Source organism: Paenibacillus sp. S150 (assembly GCF_019352175.1).
Lineage (GTDB): Bacteria > Bacillota > Bacilli > Paenibacillales > Paenibacillaceae > Paenibacillus_AQ.
The window spans coordinates 26,263-45,710 of sequence record NZ_JACBYI010000004.1; the positions used below are offsets into that span (position 1 = coordinate 26,263).

Below are 19,448 nucleotides of genomic sequence, written 5' to 3' on the forward strand. Positions count from 1 at the left end.
TGCCGGCTGCAGTTTGGAGTGAGGATATCTGCATTGACAGCCCGTGGAACAAGGCATGTGGCGGCTGAAACAGCCGGTACAGCCTTTGCGGCACCGGAAATCCGCCATTTCCGCCTGTTCTGCAAAGCTACGGCTCCATATGAGGCAAGGGCTGCGGATAGATGATGAATTCCTCAAGCCCGGCTTTTTCGAGCTGGGTGATGCTGTATTCATCCGGTGTGCCTTCTACGCCGGCATAACCCTTTCTGGTATAAATATGAACCGCATCCGGAAAGGCATCGCGCAGAATGCCGCGGATTTTTTTGCCGGAGCTGTCATTGTCCATGTACAGGTATACTTCCCCGTCTCCAACTTTGCGCCGAAGTGCTTCCAGCTTCAGCGTATTGAGAGTCCCGAAGGTGCACTGGATGTCGATCTCCGGTGCGAGCAGCCGGCGTAATCTGCTGCGGTCGTTTTTGCCTTCGACAATAATGGTTATGGACATCTTCTGTCAGCCTCCTCCGTTGTTGATATGTCTATGTCGATATTTTACCTGAGAGCCGCCTTTTTTAAAAATAGAAGCGGTTTATATGTTTCACACCGCAATCTTTCCTTATATTTCCCGCTGAAACGATATCGTTCTTAAAAAGGACGGCAGAGCCGTTTCCGCTGTTGGGGTCCCCGCAAAGTACCTGAGTCATCATCGAAGCCAAGGCCCCGCTTTGTGGGGTTATTTTGAAAGATAAGAATTTATATATTTCGGGGGAAGCGAAGCTTATCCGTTATTTCACGGCTGCGGCTGTATATGAAAAAATGGATCGGGATTTCGGCCAGGCAAACTGCGCGATTGCGTTGTCCGCAGCGGGCAGGTGGAGGGAACCAAAGGCAGAAGTACCTTTGAATTCGCCCGAAGCCGGCTGGACGGTGAAATCAGCGCGAAATGATTCTTCTCCTCCCCACTGAAATGACAGCATTCTTATTATAGGACGCCGATAGGCGTCTTTCTTGTGGCACGAAGGACATTATGTATTCATTCCCCGGGAAATGTCGTAAAAAGAAACAATCACCCTGCGGCACAAGCGCCGGGGTGATTGCAGTTTGTCGATACGGCATCTGCAGGGAAAATTAGAATATTCCGGCGCTCATACAGCAACGCGCCCTAAGCTGCCGGGTTGCTCCATTCCGCACGGTAAGCCTGGAGCTTCCCTGAGCCTCTGGGCGGGAGCAGCAGAATGGCGGTCATCAGCAGCACGAAGGCTATGAAATAGGGAGAGACGAAGCCCCGCAGCTGACCGGCGGCAACCGGACCGGCAAAGGCGCCGAGCGACATGGCAATCGACTGCAGTGAGAAGGTGCGGCCCATTCGCCCCGCGCCGCCAAGGCTGATGAAGAGCGAGGCCATTGCGGGGAACAGGACACCCTTGGCGGCGCCAAGCAGAAAGAGAATTACTCCGGCAGGTATGCTGCGGAAGGCAGCCAGAGCGAAGAAGCAGAGCGCCATGGCGAGCAGCGCTGCGGCGATTCTCATTCCCGGTGCAAGCCGGTTCAGGAAGAACAGGCTGAGCGTTGCCAGCGCCCCCAGGCTAAGCAGCGACAGAAGAATGCCTGTTGAGACCATTCCATCGCTGCCCTGTGACAGAGGCAGCTCGAAGAACAGCACGCCTTGCGAGCAGGAAACGAAGAAGGGCAGCAGGTAATAGCGCCGGGATACGGGGAATTCTTCCCGGACCGCCGCTTTTGAGGGTGCATCTGCCGGCAGAGGCGGTTTGGCGGCCGATATGCTCCGGACATGCTTCGGCACGCTGAACAAGGCCATCACACCTGTGAAGATCAGCAGCCAGCCAAGTGTGCTGAAGGTTCCGGAGTACCCGGCCTTCGCTACAATGAAGGCTCCGGCGGCCGGAGAGACGACGGACGCCAGTGTATGCACGATGCCATGGCCGGACATGTATTTGCCCTGCGTCGCGGGGTCGGAAGAGAGCGAGGCCAGCAGGGTCATGCAGGCCGGAGAGAGGAAGGCCAGCGCGAACCCGCTGGCTGCCCGCAGCAGCAGCAGGTGCCAGGGCAGCTGCGCGTGGGCCTGCAGCAGCAGGATGACCCCGGCCGCGGTGAGCGCGAACACAATGTAGCGGCGGCTGCCGTTGCGGTCGACCAGCACACCGGCCAGCAGATTGCCGGGGAGATGAGTCAGCGAATACATGCCCATCATCCAGCCGATGAAAGCCGGGCCTGCGCCCAGAGAGATGGCAAACGGCGTCAGAATAGGATACTGGGCATGCAAATCGAAGAAGGCCAGAAACAGAAACAAATACAGCCACAGCGCGGTTTTCAAGGAAAACACCTCCACGGGGCCCGTCTTACGCACCTAGGGTGCAGGCAGGCGCTTTTTTCACAACATAAGGATTTAAAGGTTCATGCTGTTAACAATCTCGGGAATGACCTACTTGTACTTTACGTGCGGCCCGGGGGGCTTATACCATTTTATTAAGCCGCCTTGCAGGAGAAAGGCTAAGACCATGAATTATAAAGGTCGTTCATGTATAATAATTAATAATAATGAAATGTCCCGGGGACATGCTCCCTGATGTGACGAAATTTGGCGATAGGGGTGTTGTGAAATTGATGGATCCGGCAGTGTGGTCACAATTTATAAGAGAGAACTGGCTGGTCATCGTAATTGCGCTGGTCCTGCTGTTTGCGGTAATTAACCTGGTTAAAACAGTCCTGAAATGGGCGATTGTTATTGCTATCGTAGCGGGCTTGTTTATTTACAGCGGGGTTACGCTTGATCAGATTGGCAACGCTGTGAATAAGGTTGCGGACGGAACGGTAAGCACGCTGAAGAGTGAAGCGCAGGAAATGATGCTGAAGGATGCCAAGGATGCCACATACACCTCCGGTGGCGACGGCACCTTTACAATCACAACACCGAATCTTGAAGTGAAGGGTGCGGCGGGAGAGGATAAGGTGGAAGTGATCTTCCGCGGAGTAAGCCTTGGGAAATGGAGTGTTACGGACACGACCAAGACCTTTATTGACGAAGCCCGGAAGAATCAGTAGCACAGGCAGAAATCTATAGAAAAGAAAGGTGGGACAAACATGGTTAAAGGATGGGCCGACAGCCTTAGCGATGCCAACATCATTTCCATCCTGCTGCTGCTGATTGTCCTTTTTTCACTGCTTCAGGGCTGGAGCAGGGGCTTCGCAAGAGCAGCGGGAGGCTTGTTCGGCCTGCTGGGGAACGGCTTGCTTACCATTCTGGCACTCGCTATGGCAGTTCCTGCTGCGGTCTATCTGTCGCCCGTCGCAGGAACCTGGGCGTCCGGAATTGTACTGCCGGATGCTCAGCTCAGCAGCTGGCAGCAATTGTATTATACTGCTGTATCCGTTCTGTCGGGATCGCCTGTTGTCCGCTTTCTGCTGGTTCTGCTGGTCTCTTACAGTCTGATCCGGCTTCTGCTCGGGCTGCTCTTCATGCTGCTGCCTTTCCGGCTGCCCCGTTTCCGGCCCGGGGGCACGGACCGGAGGCTTACGCCAACCAGCCGTTTGAGCGGCGCATGCATCGGCGCTGTAATCGGGCTTGCGCGGGGACTGATCCTGGTGCTTGCCCTGTACATTGGCGTAGGCCTGAATCCGGACAGCGGCTTCAGCCGCTATGTAGAGTCCTCCCCGATTTACAGCCGCAGCGCTGCGGCTGTGTTCGAGCCGCTCGCGGGTGAGGATGTGCGCAGCAAACTGCCGGTATTGACGAAAGCAGTCGCAGCAGAGATGAATGATATCCTGCGGCGGAAATATGAAGTAATCGACCGTGAGATTTCACCCGATATTACGGGAGCCGCCGCCGATATCGCCGGACAAGCCGGTGGGGATGAGCGCAAGGCCAGACTGCTGTATGACTGGGTAGGCACGCGGATTGCCTATGACTACGGCAAAGCGGAGAATTACGAGCAGAACCGCATCTGGCATGAGCAGACGCCGCAGGATACCTTCGATACCCGGCTTGGTGTCTGCATTGATTACGCCCGCCTGTACGCCGTGATGGCCCGTTCGCAGGGGCTCCAGGTGCGCGTAGTCACGGGACAGGGCTACGATGGCCAGGGCGGATACGGGCCGCATGCCTGGAATGAAGTCTATATAGCGGATAGACAGGCTTGGATACCGCTGGATTCCACCTGGGCGCGCAGCGGGGATTGGTTTGACAGCAAGGATTTTGATAAAACCCATATTAAAGAAAGTGCGCTTTGAGAAAGAAGCGGCAGCCTTGGGATGTATGTTACAATAAAAGGGCATCCCGGCAGTCCTGCCGGCTTCGGCTTGAGAAGGATTTTCCATTCCAGCAAACTGCAACAAACTGCAACAAATAAGGAGAGAAAACGCCGTGAAATGGTTTCGTCACCCGGAAGCACGCCCGGATGGGGCTCATGGCCGAAGTACACCCGGTTTCCGCATACATTTATTTTTCTTCGGCACGTTTATTATTTTTTGTATCCTTATTGTCCGTCTTGCTTCACTGCAGTTCGCCGAGGCTGCGGCCTTGACCGAAATCGAGGAGAACCAGGAGACCAAGACCGTTCCGCTCTCCGCGATCCGGGGGATTATTCATGCTGCCGGCGGAGAAGACATTGCGTACAGCACTCCTGTTCAGTCCCTCTACGTCACATTAACCAAAGACTACACTGAAACCTATAGGAACAAGGAAACCGGCAATTACGATTTCACGGAAAAAGCCAAGGCAAACACCGCTTCGCTGGCAGCCAGACTGGAATCTGTCTTCAATGAATATGGCGATCCGGCCGCAGGTAAGCTTGCCCAAGAGGATATTACCGCACTTCTCGATCTTAATTTCAAAAAAGCGCTGGGCTATTATCCGCGTAAAATTAAAACAGGCCTTACGCCTGAGGAAGTCGCCTATTTCCTGGAGCAAAAGGATCTATATCCCGGACTGTCGATTGTGGAAGAGGCCGCACGCCATTATGACAAGGATACGGTGGCTGTGCAGACGGTGGGTTACATCAGGCCTTACAAATCCTTGGACAGCCTGGATATCTATAAGAACATCCGCAGTGCGATGAAGAAAAATAATGCCGATCCCGGCTTAGCTTATAAAGAGGAAGAATTCGCAGGCGCTTATGGCTTGGAGCAGCAATACCAAAGGGAGCTGCGCGGAAAAAACGGCTACCAGACCATTTCCGTAAATCCGCAGAATATGGCTGAGGAGGTCATTGAATCTGTCCCCCCTGTGAAGGGAAATGACATCTGGATGACGATCAACAAGAACATCCAGATGAAGACCGAGCAGGCAATTATGGACCAGCTCAGCTGGCTGCACAGCAATCCGGTGCAGGGAAAGCTCCATCCCGATGCCCTGACAGGCTATGCCGTAGCGATGGAAGTGGATACCGGCAACATAGTGGCGATGGCCAGCATGCCGGACTATGACACGAATGTATGGACAGCGGAAAAGGTTAAGCCAGAGGTGTTCGGGGCAATTGAAGACAACTATCTGAATGGCACAATCAACGATACTACCTCCGGCATCTCAGGCAACGGCCTGAAGTCAATCCTATATCTGGGCTCCACCATCAAACCTTTAAGTGTGTTAATTGGTTTGAATGAAAGGCTGTTCTCCACAACCGACACTTACAATGACAAGGGGATTGCCTATTTCGGCAAAAACGACAATGCCCGCGTAAGCAATTCCTCAGGCCATGTTCTGGGACCGATCAGACCGGCAAAAGCGATTCAGGAATCCTCCAACGCTTTTATGGTCGATAGGGTCGGTAATCCGCTGTACAAAAAATATCAGGGCAAGGCGCCGGAGGTCTGGGATCAGTATTTGAAGGCTTTTGGCCTGGGCGTATCCACACAAAGCGGCCTGCCGGGTGAAAGTGCCGGCGTCAACGATTATATGAATATTGAGGCGGCCGGAAGCACCCAGGCCGCCATGGTCTACGCCTCCTTCGGCCAGAAAGGCAAATATACAGCACTTCAGCTGGCGCAGTATACTGCAACACTTGCCAATGAGGGAGAGCGCATCAAGCCGCAGCTGGTCAGCCGGATCACGGATGCGGATGGCGATACCGTCAAGGAGTTTCACCGTGAAGTGCTGGACAAGATTACGCTGGCTCCTTCGTATTGGAGGGAGATCAGGCAGGGGATGAATACAGCGGTTAAGGCTTTTGACGGATTTCCGTACGACTTTGCCCGCAAGACAGGCACCTCCGAAATGGAGGCGTACGGCAAGGTACGGGACAACGGCGTATTTATCGCATATGCCCCGCGTGAGCATCCCAAGCTGGCTGTGGCTGTAGTGATTCCTGAGGGAGGCTTCGGCTCGAACAGTGCCGCCCCGGTAGCGCGTGAAATTTTTGATGCCTACGATTGGGAGTACGGACTGGATGGAATTCCCAAAAAGAACGGATCAACCGTCACGGAGTCAACACCGCAATAAAAGGTTATTTTAAGATGCAGAGGAGTGAAAAACTGTGAGTGTTTTCCGTAAGCAGGCCTCTCCCCAGGATGAGAAGGACAGCAAGAGCTCGCTTGGCCTGCGCCTCAACGTGTTTTTCTTCAGCACGTTTGTTATTTTTTGTGTCATTATCATCCGTCTTGCCGTCGTTCAATTTGTGGAAGGCCCCACCTTAACGGAAGTGGAGACGAGCCGTGATACCAAAAATGTTCCGCTTGCAGCAATCAGGGGGTCCATCCGTGCCGCCGGCGGCGAGGAAATCGCTTACTCCACCTCTGTCCAATCGCTGTATATTACGCTGACAAGCGATTATACCAAAAAAGAAAAGGACGGAACCCTTTCGTCGACTTCGAGGGAGAATGCCTACGCGCTGGCGGACAAGCTGGTGGAATATTTCAATAAATACGGTGATCCCAATGGCGATAAGCTGACGGTCAACGAGATCATCAATTCCCTGGATTTGAATTTCAAGAAATATTCCGGCTTTATGGCGCGGCGGATCAAAGCCGGCCTTACCTCGGAGGAGGTGGCTTATTTCATGGAGCATAAAGCGGAATATCCTGGTCTTGAAGTGGTCGAGGAGAGCAGCCGCCACTATGATAAGGATACGGTCGCGGTGCAGACGGTTGGATACATCAAGCCCTTCAAGTCCTCAAGCAGCCTGGATATTTACAAAAATATTCAAAATGCAATGAAAAAGATTGACGCCGACCCGGGTCTGAACTACAAGGATGATGAATTTGTCGGGTTCGATGGTCTGGAGCTGCAATATCAGCGTGAGCTGCGCGGCAAAAACGGGTATCAGGTCATTTCGGTGAATCCGCAGAATATGGCCGAAAAGGTTGAAGAAGTCGTTCCGCCAGTGAAAGGGAATGACCTGTGGATGACAATCAATAAAGATATACAGATGAAGACGGAGGAGGCCATCACTGAGCAGATCAGCTGGCTGCACACCCATGCGGTGCAGGGCAAAACACATCCGAATGCCATTACAGGCTACGCTGTGGCCATGGAAGTGGATACCGGCAATGTCGTAGCCATGGCGAGCATGCCGGACTATGATACCAATGTGTGGACGTCCGGCTCGCTGCCTACCGATGTCTGGAACAGCATTATCGATAACTACCAGAACGGGACGATCAACCCGATCTCTTCCGGAATTTCGGGCAATGGACTCCGCTCTGTACTGTTAATGGGCTCAACCATTAAGCCATTGAGCGTGCTTATCGGACTGAACGAGGGCTTCTTCTCGACTTCGTATACTTACCAGGATAAGGGGATTGCTTATTTCGGCAAAAACGATAATTCCTCCGTCCGCAATGCTTCCGGGCATGTGTACGGTTCTATGGACCCGGCAAAAGCGATTGAGAAATCCTCCAACGTCTTCATGGTCGACATGGTCGGCAAAAAGCTGTATGAGAAATATGGAAGCAAAGGCATCGAGGTCTGGGATAAATATATGAAGGAATTCGGGCTTGGCGTATCGACGCAAAGCGGCCTTCCCAGAGAGTTTCTGGGACAAATCAACTATACCGATACAAAAGCGGCGGGAAGCGCCCAGGCGGCGCTGGTCTATGCATCCTTCGGCCAGCAGGGCAGCTACACTACGCTGCAGCTCGCACAGTATGCTTCGACCCTTGCCAATGAAGGGGTCCGCATCAAACCCCAGCTGGTCAGCAAAATCACCGATTCGGACGGCAAGGTAGTCAAGACCTTTGGCCGTGAGGTGCTTGATGAAGTCACGACCTTTGACAAGTCCTTCTGGAAGGAAATCAAAAAGGGCATGAACAGTGATGTATCCGCCTTTTCCGATTTCCCGTATGACTTTGCCCGCAAGACAGGAACCTCACAGCAGCAGGCCAAAGGAGATTTGCGCGATAACGGGGTCTTCATTGCCTTCGCTCCGCGTGACAATCCCAAGCTGGCTGTAGCTGTAGTCATTCCCGAAGGGGGATTTGGCTCGAACAGTGCGGCCCCGGTTGCCCGCAAAATTTTTGACGCTTACGATTGGGAGTACGGACTTGACGGTGTACCCAAGAAAAGCCTGAAGACCGAGGACGCCACAGGCGGCAATGCCGCCGAGACGTCGGCAGAAAACACTGCGGAGACAAACAACTGATATAATAGTTGAGTATAATAGTTGAGACGACGGAGCTGGAGAAGCACTCAAAAACACAAAATACAATGCTGCTCTGATACAGAGGGCATACAAGAATGGAGGGGTGGCAAATGATTGCCAAATACCGCCTGCTTGCACTGGATATGGATGGAACCCTGCTGAATGATGAACAACAGATTACCCCCAAAACGGTGGAATGGATTAAAAAAGCGATGGATGCAGGCGTTCATGTCTGCCTGTCCACCGGACGCTCGGCCAGAACCGCTCTGCCCTACGCAGAGCAGCTGGGGCTTGAAACCCCGATGATTATGGTGAACGGCAGTGAAGTGTGGCGTGCGCCGCATGAGCTGTACCGCCGCTCCCTGATGGACATGACGCTGGTCAAACGGATGCACGAAATCGCCGAAGAGTACGGCATCTGGTTCTGGGCCTATTCGGTGGATGAGGTCTATAACCGCGACAATTGGGACGGAGATATCGAGGGCCGGGAATGGCTCAAATTCGGTTATTCCACGGAGGACGATGAAATCCGCCACAAGCTGCTGATGCAGCTTCAGGATATGGGCGGCCTGGAAATTACCAATTCCACACCGTATAACCTGGAGATTAACCCGCTGGGTGTGAACAAGGCTTCCGGCATCCGCGAGGTCTGCAAGCTGCTTGGCATAGACATGTCCCAGGTGGTTGCCGTCGGCGACAGCCTGAATGACCTGGCTGCCATTCAGCAGTCCGGCTTCGGGGTGGCGATGGGCAATGCGCAGGAGGTTGTGAAGCAGGAAGCGGATGCTGTGGTTGCGTCGAACAATAATGATGGGATTGCGGAAGTGATCCAGAAATACATTCTGGCCGAAGCCCCGGCTTCGGCATTCTCACCTCAAAACTTTTAGGAGTTGAAGGAATTGACGATTCTGGGATGGGTTTTGATTATTGCTTTATTCGCCGTAGGGCTGGCCGGAGCGGTATTTCCGATACTGCCCGGCGCGCTGGCGATTTACCTGGCCTTTTTCGTATACGGCTGGTTCTTTTCTTTCGATCCCTTTGGCCCGCTGTTCTGGATCATCCAGACGCTGATTGTGGTTGTGCTGTTTGTGGCCGATTATGCGGTCGGAGCCTGGGGCGTCAAGAAGTTCGGCGGCTCCCGCGCCTCCGTCATCGGCAGCACCGTCGGGCTCATTCTGGGGCCCTTCCTCATTCCGGCTTTTGGCCTGCTGATCGGCCCGTTTGTCGGCGCATTCGCCGGTGAACTGATCGCCGGCTCAAAGCCCGGCAAGGCCGTGAAGGTCAGCTTCGGTTCATTGCTTGGCCTATTCAGCAGCACGGTCGTCAAAATTGTGCTGCAAATTGCCATGGTCGTCCTCTTTTTTATCTGGATCGGCCGATATTAATTTAACAGCGAAGAAGGGGAAACAGTTTGTCCACCAAGAAAGAGTCCTTTGTCAAAGGCACGCTTATTCTGGCTGCGGCGGCGCTCGTGGCCCGCGTGCTTGGCCTGGCCCAGCGGGTGCCGCTGGAGCATTTATTCAATGATATCGGCAATGCTTCATTTACGCAGGCGAACAATGTGTATCTGATGCTGCTGCCGCTGGCGACAGCCGGCATTCCAAGCACGCTCAGCAAAATGGTATCTGAGCGCTACGCGCTGAACCGGCCGCAGGAGGCGCAGCAGGTATACCGTGCGGCATTGATTTTTGCCGCAGTTGTCGGTGTGCTGATGAGTACAATTCTGTACATAGCCGCTCCGTATTATGCGGAGTATACCAAGGTTCCCGAGAGTACGCTGGCGATCCGGGCGATCGCACCGGCGCTGCTGCTGTTCCCTGCAATCGCCATGATGCGCGGGTATTTCCAGGGACGCAACAATATGATGGCAGGCGGGATCTCACAGATTATTGAGCAGATTGCCCGCGTGTCCACTGCAATACTGCTGGCCTTTATCCTGCTGCGCCAGGGCTACAGCAATACCTGGATGGCGGCGGGAGCTTCCTTTGGCAGCGTGATCGGCAGCATCGGGGCGTTTGGCGTCATGCTGTATTACGCAATGAAGCTGCGGCGCAGCGAGGGGCAAAAAGCCTTGTATGATTCAAGTGAGGCACGCATTCCGCTGCTGAAGATCTATAAGAATATCTTTAAGCTGTCGATTCCGATTGTGCTCTCATCCGTTACCGTTCCGGTAGTGAATTTCATTGATACCTCGTTCATCGTTCCGCTGCTCAGCGGGCAGATCGGCGTGGATGCGGCAACCCAGGCCCTGGGGATCTTCGGCAGCCGGGCGCAGAGTGTGGCCGGCATTCCGCCGGTCCTGTCCATCGCGCTCAGCACCTCGCTGATTCCAATCATATCCGCTGCCTACGCAAGACGCGACGATGCGCATCTGAAGCGGCAGGTGACGCTGGCGCTGCGGATTTCGATTCTAACGGGAACACCGATTGTCCTGTCGCTTGTTGTAGCGGCCTACTCAGTCAACGGACTGCTGTTCAGCAGCCTGGACGGCAGCGGCATCGTGGCGATGCTGACACTCGGGACAATTTTCCAGATCACGATGATGACGACCAACTCCATTCTGCTCGGAATGGGCAAAGCGCGGATTTCCATGTACTATGTGCTGGCCGGCTTGCTGGTCAAGTTTGGTTCTAACTTCCTGCTCAGCCGCCTGTTCGGGATTTACGGCATTATTGCCGCTACGGCGCTGTGCTTCATTGTTATTACACTGCTTAACCTGAGAATGCTGAAAAAGATTGTCCCGTTTGAAATTCTCGGCAAACGCTGGGGCGGCTTCGCTGTGGCCGTATTGGCCTCGGGCGGGATCGGATACGGACTTAATGAGGCGGGCCTGATCCTTACACATATGATGCCTGCCCGCCTGGCTTTTCTGATTACCTGCCTCGTTGTGGGTTCAGCGGTGATAGTCGTCTATCTGGTGCTGCTGATTGTTCTGGGAGTGCTGAGCCGCCAGGAGATCGCCGGTTATCCGCGTCCGCTGCAGAAGCTGCTGAACCCGCTTATGAAGCTGCAGCCCGAACGAGTTCGTTCTGAACAATAATTCTGTGATAATTGTTTTATTCTTCCTTTTTTATTTGACTTATTCCGTACAATTTGCTTCACTTAAAGAAAATATAACAGAGGTTCACTCTAGCTTAAGAAGGGACTGTTCACTTCATGGATAAAATTACTTCTCCTGCGGAATTTCAGGTGGCCATCCAGCCGCCGCGTCTGACTGTGGCCGTATTCAAAGCCGACTGGTGCTCGGACTGCAAGTTCATTGATCCGTTCATGCCTGAAGTGGAGCAGAAATACACGGACCGTCTTACACTGGTTGAAGTGGATGTTGATGCTGTAGGCGATGTCAGCCAGGAGCAGAACATTCTGGGCATTCCGAGCTTCGTTGCTTATACGGATGGCCGCGAGCTGGTGAGATTCGTCAACAAGCTGCGTAAATCCCGTGAGGAGATTGAGAGCTTTCTGAACACGGCGCTGGAGGTTTATCTGACCATACACAAGTAATACCGTTGCACCGCTTTCGCCCTACCCGAGCAGAAGCGGTGTTTTTTCTAACACTGGCCTTACATAGATTCTGGCAAGCACTTTTTCCCATTCATTCCTAATAAAAGATGCGGGTGATCTCATTGACGGTGAATCAATTGAAATGGCTCAGCTATGTCACTTGCCTTGTCATGTTTCTAGCCCTGTTCGGAGGCGCCGTAGTCACCAAAACAGGCTCGGGGCTGGAATGCGGCAACGAATGGCCGCTCTGTCACGGAAAGCTGGTCCCTGCCTACACGATAGGTTCTCTGATCGAATATACCCACCGTTTGTCCAGCGGCCTTGCGGGCCTGCTGTCCCTGGCTTCGGCGTTTGCATTTTGGCGTTATGCGCATAAGCGGAGAGATCTGCTGGTGTATGCGCTGCTGACGCTTTTATTTGTGGTGGTGCAGGGAGGAATGGGAGCGCTTGCGGTAATTAAACCGCAGTCGGCTGCGGTGATGGCGCTCCATATGGGCTTCTCCCTGATCGCTTTTTCCAGCTCGCTGATGCTGGCGCTCGGAGCGAAACGGAGCCATGCGCTGGGGGATGAACTGCCTGCGGCAGGGCAGCGTGTCGGGAGAGGCTTCCGCAACTTAACGTGGGCAGCGGCGTTATACTCTTATATGGTGGTTTATCTTGGGGCATATGTCAGCCATACCGACTCTCAGGGAGGCTGCACGGGATGGCCGCTCTGCAATGGGGAGTGGGTTCCGGAGCTGTCGGGCGGTGTGGCGGTTGTTTTTATACACAGGATTGCGGCAGCGCTGCTGTTGCTGCTGGTAGCAGGTCTTGGACATATCGCGTTCTGGAAGCATAAAGCACTGCCTGAGCTGAGAGCGCTTGGCGTTGCCGCCGTAGTGCTGTGTCTGCTTCAGGTGTTCAGCGGCGCTGCTGTTGTCCATACCCTGTACAATGAACGGCTGTACCTGTTTGCCGCGCTGGCGCATATTCTGCTGGTTGCCGGACTTTTCGGTGTACTGTGCTACATGAGCGTGCGCGTATGGCAGCTGGAAAGAGCGAATAAATAAGCTACGCTCATCAAACTTATGTGGGATAGCGCCCTGTTTGAGGAGGAACGATATAGTGGGATACAGCAATTTGCGTCAATGGATTGAACAGCTCCGCCGGGATGAGGACCTTGCCGTTATTGATGCTCCGGTGGACCCTTATTTGGAGCTGGCGGAGATTCATCGGCGTATTGTAAGGGAAGAAGGGCCGGCTCTGCTCTTCACGAATGTAACCGGGACCCCTTTTCCGGTTGCGACAAATCTGTTCGGGACGGTCCGCAGAGCCAACCAGGCCTTCGGAACCCGTCCCGAGCAGCTGATGAAGACGCTGGCAGGGGCAATCGAATCCTTTCTCCCGCCTACAGCATCCGGGATGTGGAAGGAAAAAAGACTGCTGCTGGACCTGCTTAAGGTCGGGACCCGAAATGTGCCGCAGGGCGAAGCACCGGTACTCGGAGTCTGCCGCAGCACAGATCCGCTGAAGGAGCTGCCGCACATCACCAGCTGGCACGGGGATGGAGGTCCTTCCATTATCCTGCCGATTGTCTATACGGAGAGCATCACCCGGCCGCAAGACCATAACCTCGGGATCTACCGCGTCCAGATTTATGACGAGAGCAAGGCGGGAGTACACTGGCAGAATCATAAGGGAGGCAGCTTCCATCACAGGGAAGCTGAGCTTCTCGGGGAGACGCTGCCGATATCAATTTTTCTGGGGGGACCTCCGGCATTGATTGCCGCCGCCGCTGCTCCCGTGCAGGAGCGGTTGCCCGAACTGATGCTGGCATCCCTCGTGCTGGGAGGCAAGCTGCAGATGGTTAAAGATCCGATGGGCGGGCATTCTATTCCGGCCGAAGCGGAATTTGCCATCCGGGGACTGGTTGCACCGCAGGAACGGCGAACGGAGGGCCCTTTCGGTGACCACTACGGGTATTATTCTTTTCCGAGGGATTTTCCGGTAATGCATGTGCAGCGTATCTGGCACCGCAAGGATGCCATCTTTCCCGCAACCGTTGTCGGACAGCCGCGGCAGGAGGATTATTATCTCAGGGAGTACATACAGCGGCTGCTGGCCCCCGTTTACCCGCTGCTGATGCCTTCAGTCAAAGCGCTGTGGGAGTATTCGGAGGCTGGCCCGCATTCATTGGTGTCTGCCGTCGTGCGGGCAGGCTATCCGGGAGAAGCGCTGGTATCAGCTTCCCGCATTCTGGGTGAGGGCCAGCTGTCCCTGACCAAATTTCTGCTGCTGACCGATGAACCGGTGGAGCTAACGGATTTCCCGAAGCTGCTGGAAAGCGTGCTGGAGCGTTTCAATCCGGCCTCAGATCTCCTGGTGTACGGAAATACTGCCCAGGATGAGCAGGACCAGGGGGTTAATCCCGTGAATCGTGGCAGCAAGGCCATTATGCTGGGCGCTGGGCGTGCCGTCCGTGAATTGCCTTATGCTTACACAGAAGGTCTGATTCCGGGCATTGCAGAGGCAATTCCTTACTGCCGGGGATGTCTGGCCGTTTCCGGTGCATCCTATGAAGAGGACCCTAAGCTGGCCTCCCGCTTGCTTGCTTTTCTGCGTGGGCAGGCCACGGCCTGGCCGCTGGTGATTGTGGTGGACAACGCCTCTGAAGCGGTGCGCACACAAACTTCATTCCTGTGGACGTTGTTCACATGGTTCGATCCGGCAAGCGACATCTATGCGGAATATGAGATCAAACGCCATCATATCGGCTACAAGCTGCCGCTTGTGATCGATGCCCGGATGAAGCAGGGCTATCCGGAGGAGCTGGTTCCGCGCGAGGATATTGTCCGGCGGGTTGACCGCAACTGGAGGAGCTATTTTCCAAACTGAGGAGGATGCAGGATGCTGCGGATATTACTGGGTGAACCGCCCCGCGAGAACAGCGGGGTGCTGGCTGAAGCCATGGAAAATATGGCTAAGGCCGCATCCCTGCTGCGCAAGGAAATGAACACGCATGAAGACCGCGACCACGAATCCCGCAAGCTGGAAATCTGGACGCGCGGGCTGATCTCCTCTCTGGATGAGCTGGAGCAAAGCTGGTTCGCGGCCGCTTTTTTCCGCAAATCAGTGGTTGCCGGTTATATGGATGATATGTCGCCTATGGAGCAGGGCGAATATGCGCGTTATGTTTACTTTTATAAAAATGGCTTCATTCGTGTATTCTCTTTGCTGGACAAGCTGGGTACGGTGCTCAACAGTCTGTATGGCCTGAATACCGGCAAAGTCAAAGCCCATTTCTCCTATTTCACGGTGCTCCGCCAGTTTCAGCTGCAGAATGAGCATACAGCGCTCGCGGGTGAACTGGAAAAGATCAAGAACTCCTACCGCGACCCGATCGAGAACCTCCGCAAGCGCCGCAACGCCGAGATTCACTATATGAACGCTGAAATGCAGGATGATCTGTGGCAGCGGCATCAGGGCCTCCATGACAAAATTCATCTGGAGGATCTGGACAGCCATCTGGAGGATCTGAAGCAGAGCCTGGAGATGGTCTGCAAATCCTTGGCAGCCGCATTCAGGTACAGCGTTGAGCAGTGGCATAAGGGTGAAATTGCTGCAAATATGAAGACCGGACCAGCTTCTTCCTTTAAAAGTTCCCTTTGACAAAAAAACTGAAACTTACTATACTTGAATTTGTGTTAACATCTAACATGCTACGGCAACTAATTGCATAATTCACTCTTATCGAGAGCGGCGGAGGGACAGGCCCGATGAAGCCCGGCAACCGATTCGTACGGAAGGCGCAATGCGTTCTGTACAAATGTCATGGTGCTAATTCCTACAATGCCGCGTGGTTTGCGGTCGTTGGCAGATGAGAAGGCATGATTAACTTAATCACAGGGCCTCTTGCGATCTGCAATCAATCGGAAGAGGCCTTTTTGTTTTTTTATAAGGGATACTTGGGGGAGGACACATAGTTTTGATAGAGCTGAAAGGTTTGACCAAGGTTTACGGAAAAGGCAGCAAAGCTGCAACGGCGCTCTCCGGACTGGATCTGTCCATTCGAAAAGGTGAAATCTTCGGGGTCATCGGCCACTCCGGGGCGGGCAAAAGCACGCTGATCCGCTGCATTAACCTGCTGGAACGCCCGACAAACGGCGAGGTTTGGGTCGATGGAGTGGAATTAACGGCTCTCAGCCAGGGGCAGCTTCAGGAGCAGCGGCGCAAGATCGGCATGATATTTCAGCACTTTAATCTCTTGTCTTCCGCCACGGTGTATGACAACATCGCTTTTCCGCTGCGGCTGGCGGGGACCTCCAAAGCACAGATTGACAGCAAAGTGCTTGAGCTGTTGGCGCTTGTGGGTCTTGAAGAGCATCGCCGCAAATATCCTTCCCAGCTGTCCGGCGGCCAAAAGCAGCGCGTCGGCGTAGCCCGGGCTCTGGCCAGCGATCCGGATGTGCTGCTCTGTGATGAAGCAACCTCGGCGCTTGACCCGCAGACGACCGACTCCATCCTGCGCCTGCTGCTGGACATTAACCGGAGGTTTCACCTGACCATTGTGCTGATTACCCACGAAATGCATGTCATTCAGAGCATTTGCGACCGGGTTGCGGTAATCCATGGCGGCGGGATTGTCGAGCAGGGCGAGGTGGCCAAGGTGTTCCTGAAGCCGAAGCATGAAGTGACGAAGGATTTCATCCGCAGCGAAAGCCAGCAGGACGGGCCGCTCCGCGCAGCGCTGGATACCGTGCATCGACAATACAGCAAAGCGGTCAAGATCACCTTCCTTGGACAAAAGACTTATGAATCTACTCTCTCCCATGTGGTCCGGGGGACAGGCGTGGATTTTGCCATTCTCCAGGGAACCATCTCGACGCTCAAGGATGTGCCTTACGGCCAGCTCATTGTGCGCTTTGAGGGAACCTTCGAGGCTGTTGAGGCGACCCTTGCCGAACTGGCGGCCCAAGGTCTTGATGTGGAGGTGTTCGCCTGATGGGCGGTTTGAACTTTAACGTGATTAATTGGAAAGAAATGCTTGATGCAGGTATAGCTACGCTTCGAATGCTGGCTTATTCCGGAATTTTCACAATTATCCTTGGTTTACCACTGGGAATTGTGTTATATTTATGGAGCAGATCTAATAACTCATTTATGAGGGCGGTATACTCGGCATTATCGTTCGTCGTGAATATCCTGCGTTCGGTGCCTTTTATCATCCTTATGGTTGCTTTGATTCCTTTGAGCAAATCGATTATGGGGACATCGATTGGTGTATTGGGAACCATTCCGGCGCTGGTGATCGGGGCAGCTCCGTTTTTTGCCCGGCTGGTAGAGACGGCCCTGCGGGAGGTTGACCGTGGAGTGATCGAAGCGGCGCAAGGGATGGGAGCATCCACGGGGCAAATCGTCTGGCGTGTGCTTTTGCCTGAGGCTCGTCCGGGTCTGCTGGCCGGTGTGACGATTACCATCGTTACATTGGTCTCGTACACGGCGATGTCGGGAATGATCGGAGGCGGAGGTTTGGGGGACCTGGCTATCCGTTATGGCTATTACCGCTATCAGAAGGAGGTCATGATTATATCCGTAGCGCTGATGGTTATCCTGGTTCAGCTGCTGCAAATGGCCGGCGACAGGCTGGTTCAACATTTTACCCGGAAATAAGGTACAGCCATATAGAACCTTATTCATACACACATAATTATTTGAGGGGGATTTACAGATGAAAAAAGTATTGCTCACATTCTTCAGCTTGACCTTGGTATTGGTGCTTGCAGCCTGCGGCAACAATAATAATACCAATAATGCAGCGGACTCTGCGGCCACGAATGCTCCGGCAGCGGATGCTTCGGCCGAACCGGCTGCAGAGCCGGTAACCCTTGTGATTGGCGCATCGCCAGTGCCTCATGCCGAAATTCTGAAGGCTATTGCTCCACTTCTTGAGGCACAGGGGATCAAGCTGGAAATCAAGGAATTCACGGACTATATCCTGCCTAACACACAGCTTGCCGAGAAAGAATTGGATGCCAACTTCTTTCAGCACAAGCCGTACCTGGATGACCAGAACCAGCAGAACGGCACGGACCTGGTATCCGTAACGGCGGTTCACGTAGAACCTTTCGGAGCCTACTCCAAAAAAATCAAATCGGTCGACGAGCTGGCTGACGGTGCAAAAGTAGCAATTCCGAATGATGCCACCAATGGCGGACGCGCACTGATCCTGCTGGCCAAGAACGGCCTGATTACGCTCAAGGACGATACGAATATCACCTCCACCACAGCAGACATTACCGAGAACCCGAAGAATCTTAAAATCGTTGAGCTGGAAGCCGCTATGCTGCCGCGCCAGCTGGATGAAGTGGATCTTGCCCTGATCAACACCAACTTTGCGCTGGAAGCGGATCTGGTTCCGACCAAGGATGCTCTGTTCATCGAAGGAACCGATTCTCCTTACGCCAACCTGCTGGTAGCCCGTCCGGATAACAAGGATTCGGATGCCATTCAGAAGCTTGCAGCCGCATTGACTTCCCCGGAAGCCAAAGCCTTCATTGAAGAGGAATACCAAGGCTCGATTATTCCTGCATTCTAAGCTGATATCTTAGCTGAACATGTACAAACTACAGACCAGAGGTTGCCCGGAAGCCAGAAATGGCGGCTGGAGCAGCCTCGGGTCTTTAATCCGTTCATTCCCGATAACTTATTTTGGGGTAGGTTCTAAGGTTGAAGCCAAATGTGAAATCCACTATAATTAAAAAAATCCCGGCCTCTTCATCGGAGGCCGGGATCGTTATGAAACGGGATTAGAATACTTGAATAACTTCTTCCACGCCTTCTACTTCTTCAAGGAGGGCGCGTTCGATCCCGGCTTTAAGCGTGATCGTGGAGCTGGGGCAACTGCCGCAGGCACCCATAAGCTTCAGCTTCACAATGCCGTCTTCGACATCGATCAGTTCGACGTCGCCGCCATCGCGCTGCAGGAACGGACGAAGCTTATCGAGCACTTCCAATACTTCATCATACATGGTTGTGCTTTGTGCATTCTCACTCATTTCTCAATCACTCCTTTCGTATGTTTATTATAGTACAAAAAGTTAAAAAATAAAATGGTTCACACAGAATAAGGAGAACATCATGAGACCACTTATTGAATTTTGTGCCAGCAATATCGGACACGGCACGGAACCGCTTAAGCGCAAGCTGGAACAAAATCCCGAATATGATGTCATCGAATACGGCTGCCTGAACAATTGCGGGCAATGCTACCTGCAGCCGTTCGCCATGCTTGAAGGGGAGATTATTGAAGCGGAGACTCCGGCAGAGCTTGAAGAAGCCATTGAGGCTGCCATTAAGGAACAGGAAGCCTGGGACAGCCTTGAGATCGATTAGTCCGGCGCC

Annotated in this window: 19 protein-coding genes and 1 riboswitch; of the genes, 15 read left to right on the top strand and 4 right to left on the bottom strand. The window is 53.7% G+C overall.

The genetic code is table 11. The features are described 5' to 3' along the window. Positions 1-127: 127 nt before the first annotated feature. The 3 genes from HYD27_RS06020 to HYD27_RS06030 all read right to left on the bottom strand — a co-directional run bounded on the left by HYD27_RS06020 (position 128) and on the right by HYD27_RS06030 (position 2,311). Positions 128-484, bottom strand: a complete 357-nt coding sequence (locus HYD27_RS06020) for a DNA primase (RefSeq protein ID WP_219212587.1) — start codon at positions 482-484, stop codon at positions 128-130. A gap of 277 nt (positions 485-761) precedes the next feature. After that, positions 762-953: a hypothetical protein gene (locus tag HYD27_RS06025; protein ID WP_219212590.1), complete on the bottom strand. Its 192-nt coding sequence runs from the start codon at positions 951-953 to the stop codon at positions 762-764. A gap of 185 nt (positions 954-1,138) precedes the next feature. Continuing rightward, positions 1,139-2,311 (bottom strand): MFS transporter, encoded by a 1,173-nt coding sequence (locus tag HYD27_RS06030; RefSeq protein ID WP_219212592.1) that lies wholly within the window; start codon positions 2,309-2,311, stop codon positions 1,139-1,141. A 290-nt stretch (positions 2,312-2,601) separates the two neighbouring features. Between HYD27_RS06030 and HYD27_RS06035 the strand changes: the two genes are divergently transcribed. The 14 genes from HYD27_RS06035 (at position 2,602) to HYD27_RS06100 (ending at position 18,642) form a co-directional block, all read left to right on the top strand. Next, positions 2,602-3,039 carry a hypothetical protein gene (locus HYD27_RS06035; RefSeq protein ID WP_219212989.1) on the top strand — a complete coding sequence of 146 codons (438 nt, stop codon included), beginning with the start codon at positions 2,602-2,604 and terminating at the stop codon, positions 3,037-3,039. 39 nt (positions 3,040-3,078) lie between these two features. Continuing rightward, positions 3,079-4,224, top strand: a complete 1,146-nt coding sequence (locus tag HYD27_RS06040) for a transglutaminase domain-containing protein (protein WP_219212595.1) — start codon at positions 3,079-3,081, stop codon at positions 4,222-4,224. Positions 4,225-4,357: 133 nt separating this feature from the next. Then, positions 4,358-6,430, top strand: a complete 2,073-nt coding sequence (locus tag HYD27_RS06045; RefSeq protein ID WP_219212596.1) for a peptidoglycan D,D-transpeptidase FtsI family protein — start codon at positions 4,358-4,360, stop codon at positions 6,428-6,430. A gap of 34 nt (positions 6,431-6,464) precedes the next feature. Continuing rightward, a complete protein-coding gene (locus tag HYD27_RS06050; protein ID WP_219212598.1) occupies positions 6,465-8,567 on the top strand; it encodes a peptidoglycan D,D-transpeptidase FtsI family protein in 2,103 nt (700 codons plus the stop codon). A gap of 110 nt (positions 8,568-8,677) precedes the next feature. Then, positions 8,678-9,454, top strand: a complete 777-nt coding sequence (locus HYD27_RS06055) for a Cof-type HAD-IIB family hydrolase (RefSeq protein WP_219212600.1) — start codon at positions 8,678-8,680, stop codon at positions 9,452-9,454. Between the two features lie 12 nt (positions 9,455-9,466). Further along, positions 9,467-9,952 (top strand): DUF456 domain-containing protein, encoded by a 486-nt coding sequence (locus HYD27_RS06060; RefSeq protein ID WP_219212602.1) that lies wholly within the window; start codon positions 9,467-9,469, stop codon positions 9,950-9,952. Positions 9,953-9,978: 26 nt separating this feature from the next. Then, complete coding sequence (locus HYD27_RS06065; protein ID WP_219212604.1) at positions 9,979-11,607, top strand: putative polysaccharide biosynthesis protein; 1,629 nt, start codon at positions 9,979-9,981, stop codon at positions 11,605-11,607. Between the two features lie 116 nt (positions 11,608-11,723). After that, a complete protein-coding gene (locus HYD27_RS06070; protein ID WP_219212606.1) occupies positions 11,724-12,068 on the top strand; it encodes a thioredoxin family protein in 345 nt (114 codons plus the stop codon). A 122-nt stretch (positions 12,069-12,190) separates the two neighbouring features. Next, on the top strand, positions 12,191-13,117 hold the full coding sequence (locus tag HYD27_RS06075; protein WP_219212608.1) for a COX15/CtaA family protein: 927 nt from the start codon (positions 12,191-12,193) through the stop codon (positions 13,115-13,117). A gap of 55 nt (positions 13,118-13,172) precedes the next feature. After that, positions 13,173-14,942, top strand: a complete 1,770-nt coding sequence (locus HYD27_RS06080) for a UbiD family decarboxylase (RefSeq protein WP_219212611.1) — start codon at positions 13,173-13,175, stop codon at positions 14,940-14,942. 12 nt (positions 14,943-14,954) lie between these two features. Next, positions 14,955-15,716: a Cthe_2314 family HEPN domain-containing protein gene (locus HYD27_RS06085; protein WP_219212613.1), complete on the top strand. Its 762-nt coding sequence runs from the start codon at positions 14,955-14,957 to the stop codon at positions 15,714-15,716. Positions 15,717-15,791: 75 nt separating this feature from the next. Next, a riboswitch (SAM riboswitch) is annotated at positions 15,792-15,931 on the top strand. A 101-nt stretch (positions 15,932-16,032) separates the two neighbouring features. Continuing rightward, on the top strand, positions 16,033-17,049 hold the full coding sequence (locus tag HYD27_RS06090; RefSeq protein ID WP_219212615.1) for a methionine ABC transporter ATP-binding protein: 1,017 nt from the start codon (positions 16,033-16,035) through the stop codon (positions 17,047-17,049). Then, positions 17,049-17,717, top strand: a complete 669-nt coding sequence (locus HYD27_RS06095; RefSeq protein WP_219212617.1) for a methionine ABC transporter permease — start codon at positions 17,049-17,051, stop codon at positions 17,715-17,717. Before HYD27_RS06090 ends, HYD27_RS06095 begins: the two co-directional genes overlap by 1 nt. 58 nt (positions 17,718-17,775) lie before the next feature. Then, positions 17,776-18,642: a MetQ/NlpA family ABC transporter substrate-binding protein gene (locus tag HYD27_RS06100; protein WP_219212619.1), complete on the top strand. Its 867-nt coding sequence runs from the start codon at positions 17,776-17,778 to the stop codon at positions 18,640-18,642. A gap of 211 nt (positions 18,643-18,853) precedes the next feature. Here the strand turns inward: HYD27_RS06100 and HYD27_RS06105 are convergent, their stop codons facing one another. Next, positions 18,854-19,102 carry a NifU family protein gene (locus tag HYD27_RS06105; protein ID WP_025707697.1) on the bottom strand — a complete coding sequence of 83 codons (249 nt, stop codon included), beginning with the start codon at positions 19,100-19,102 and terminating at the stop codon, positions 18,854-18,856. An 82-nt stretch (positions 19,103-19,184) separates the two neighbouring features. On the opposite strand from HYD27_RS06105, the gene HYD27_RS06110 reads away from it, so the two are divergent. After that, entirely contained in the window at positions 19,185-19,439 is a 255-nt protein-coding gene (locus HYD27_RS06110) for a YuzB family protein (protein WP_219212620.1), read from the top strand. The last annotated feature ends 9 nt before the right edge of the window (positions 19,440-19,448 follow it).

What these genes read in the sequence shown, in the direction of transcription:
- HYD27_RS06020 (WP_219212587.1), bottom strand. Translation starts at nt 484, where the DNA reads ATGTCCATAACCATTATTGTCGAAGGCAAAAACGACCGCAGCAGATTA.
- HYD27_RS06025 (WP_219212590.1), bottom strand. Translation starts at nt 953, where the DNA reads ATGCTGTCATTTCAGTGGGGAGGAGAAGAATCATTTCGCGCTGATTTC.
- HYD27_RS06035 (WP_219212989.1), top strand. Translation starts at nt 2,602, where the DNA reads ATGGATCCGGCAGTGTGGTCACAATTTATAAGAGAGAACTGGCTGGTC.
- HYD27_RS06040 (WP_219212595.1), top strand. Translation starts at nt 3,079, where the DNA reads ATGGTTAAAGGATGGGCCGACAGCCTTAGCGATGCCAACATCATTTCC.
- HYD27_RS06055 (WP_219212600.1), top strand. Translation starts at nt 8,678, where the DNA reads ATGATTGCCAAATACCGCCTGCTTGCACTGGATATGGATGGAACCCTG.
- HYD27_RS06070 (WP_219212606.1), top strand. Translation starts at nt 11,724, where the DNA reads ATGGATAAAATTACTTCTCCTGCGGAATTTCAGGTGGCCATCCAGCCG.
- HYD27_RS06085 (WP_219212613.1), top strand. Translation starts at nt 14,955, where the DNA reads ATGCTGCGGATATTACTGGGTGAACCGCCCCGCGAGAACAGCGGGGTG.
- HYD27_RS06095 (WP_219212617.1), top strand. Translation starts at nt 17,049, where the DNA reads ATGGGCGGTTTGAACTTTAACGTGATTAATTGGAAAGAAATGCTTGAT.
- HYD27_RS06100 (WP_219212619.1), top strand. Translation starts at nt 17,776, where the DNA reads ATGAAAAAAGTATTGCTCACATTCTTCAGCTTGACCTTGGTATTGGTG.
- HYD27_RS06105 (WP_025707697.1), bottom strand. Translation starts at nt 19,102, where the DNA reads ATGAGTGAGAATGCACAAAGCACAACCATGTATGATGAAGTATTGGAA.
- HYD27_RS06110 (WP_219212620.1), top strand. Translation starts at nt 19,185, where the DNA reads ATGAGACCACTTATTGAATTTTGTGCCAGCAATATCGGACACGGCACG.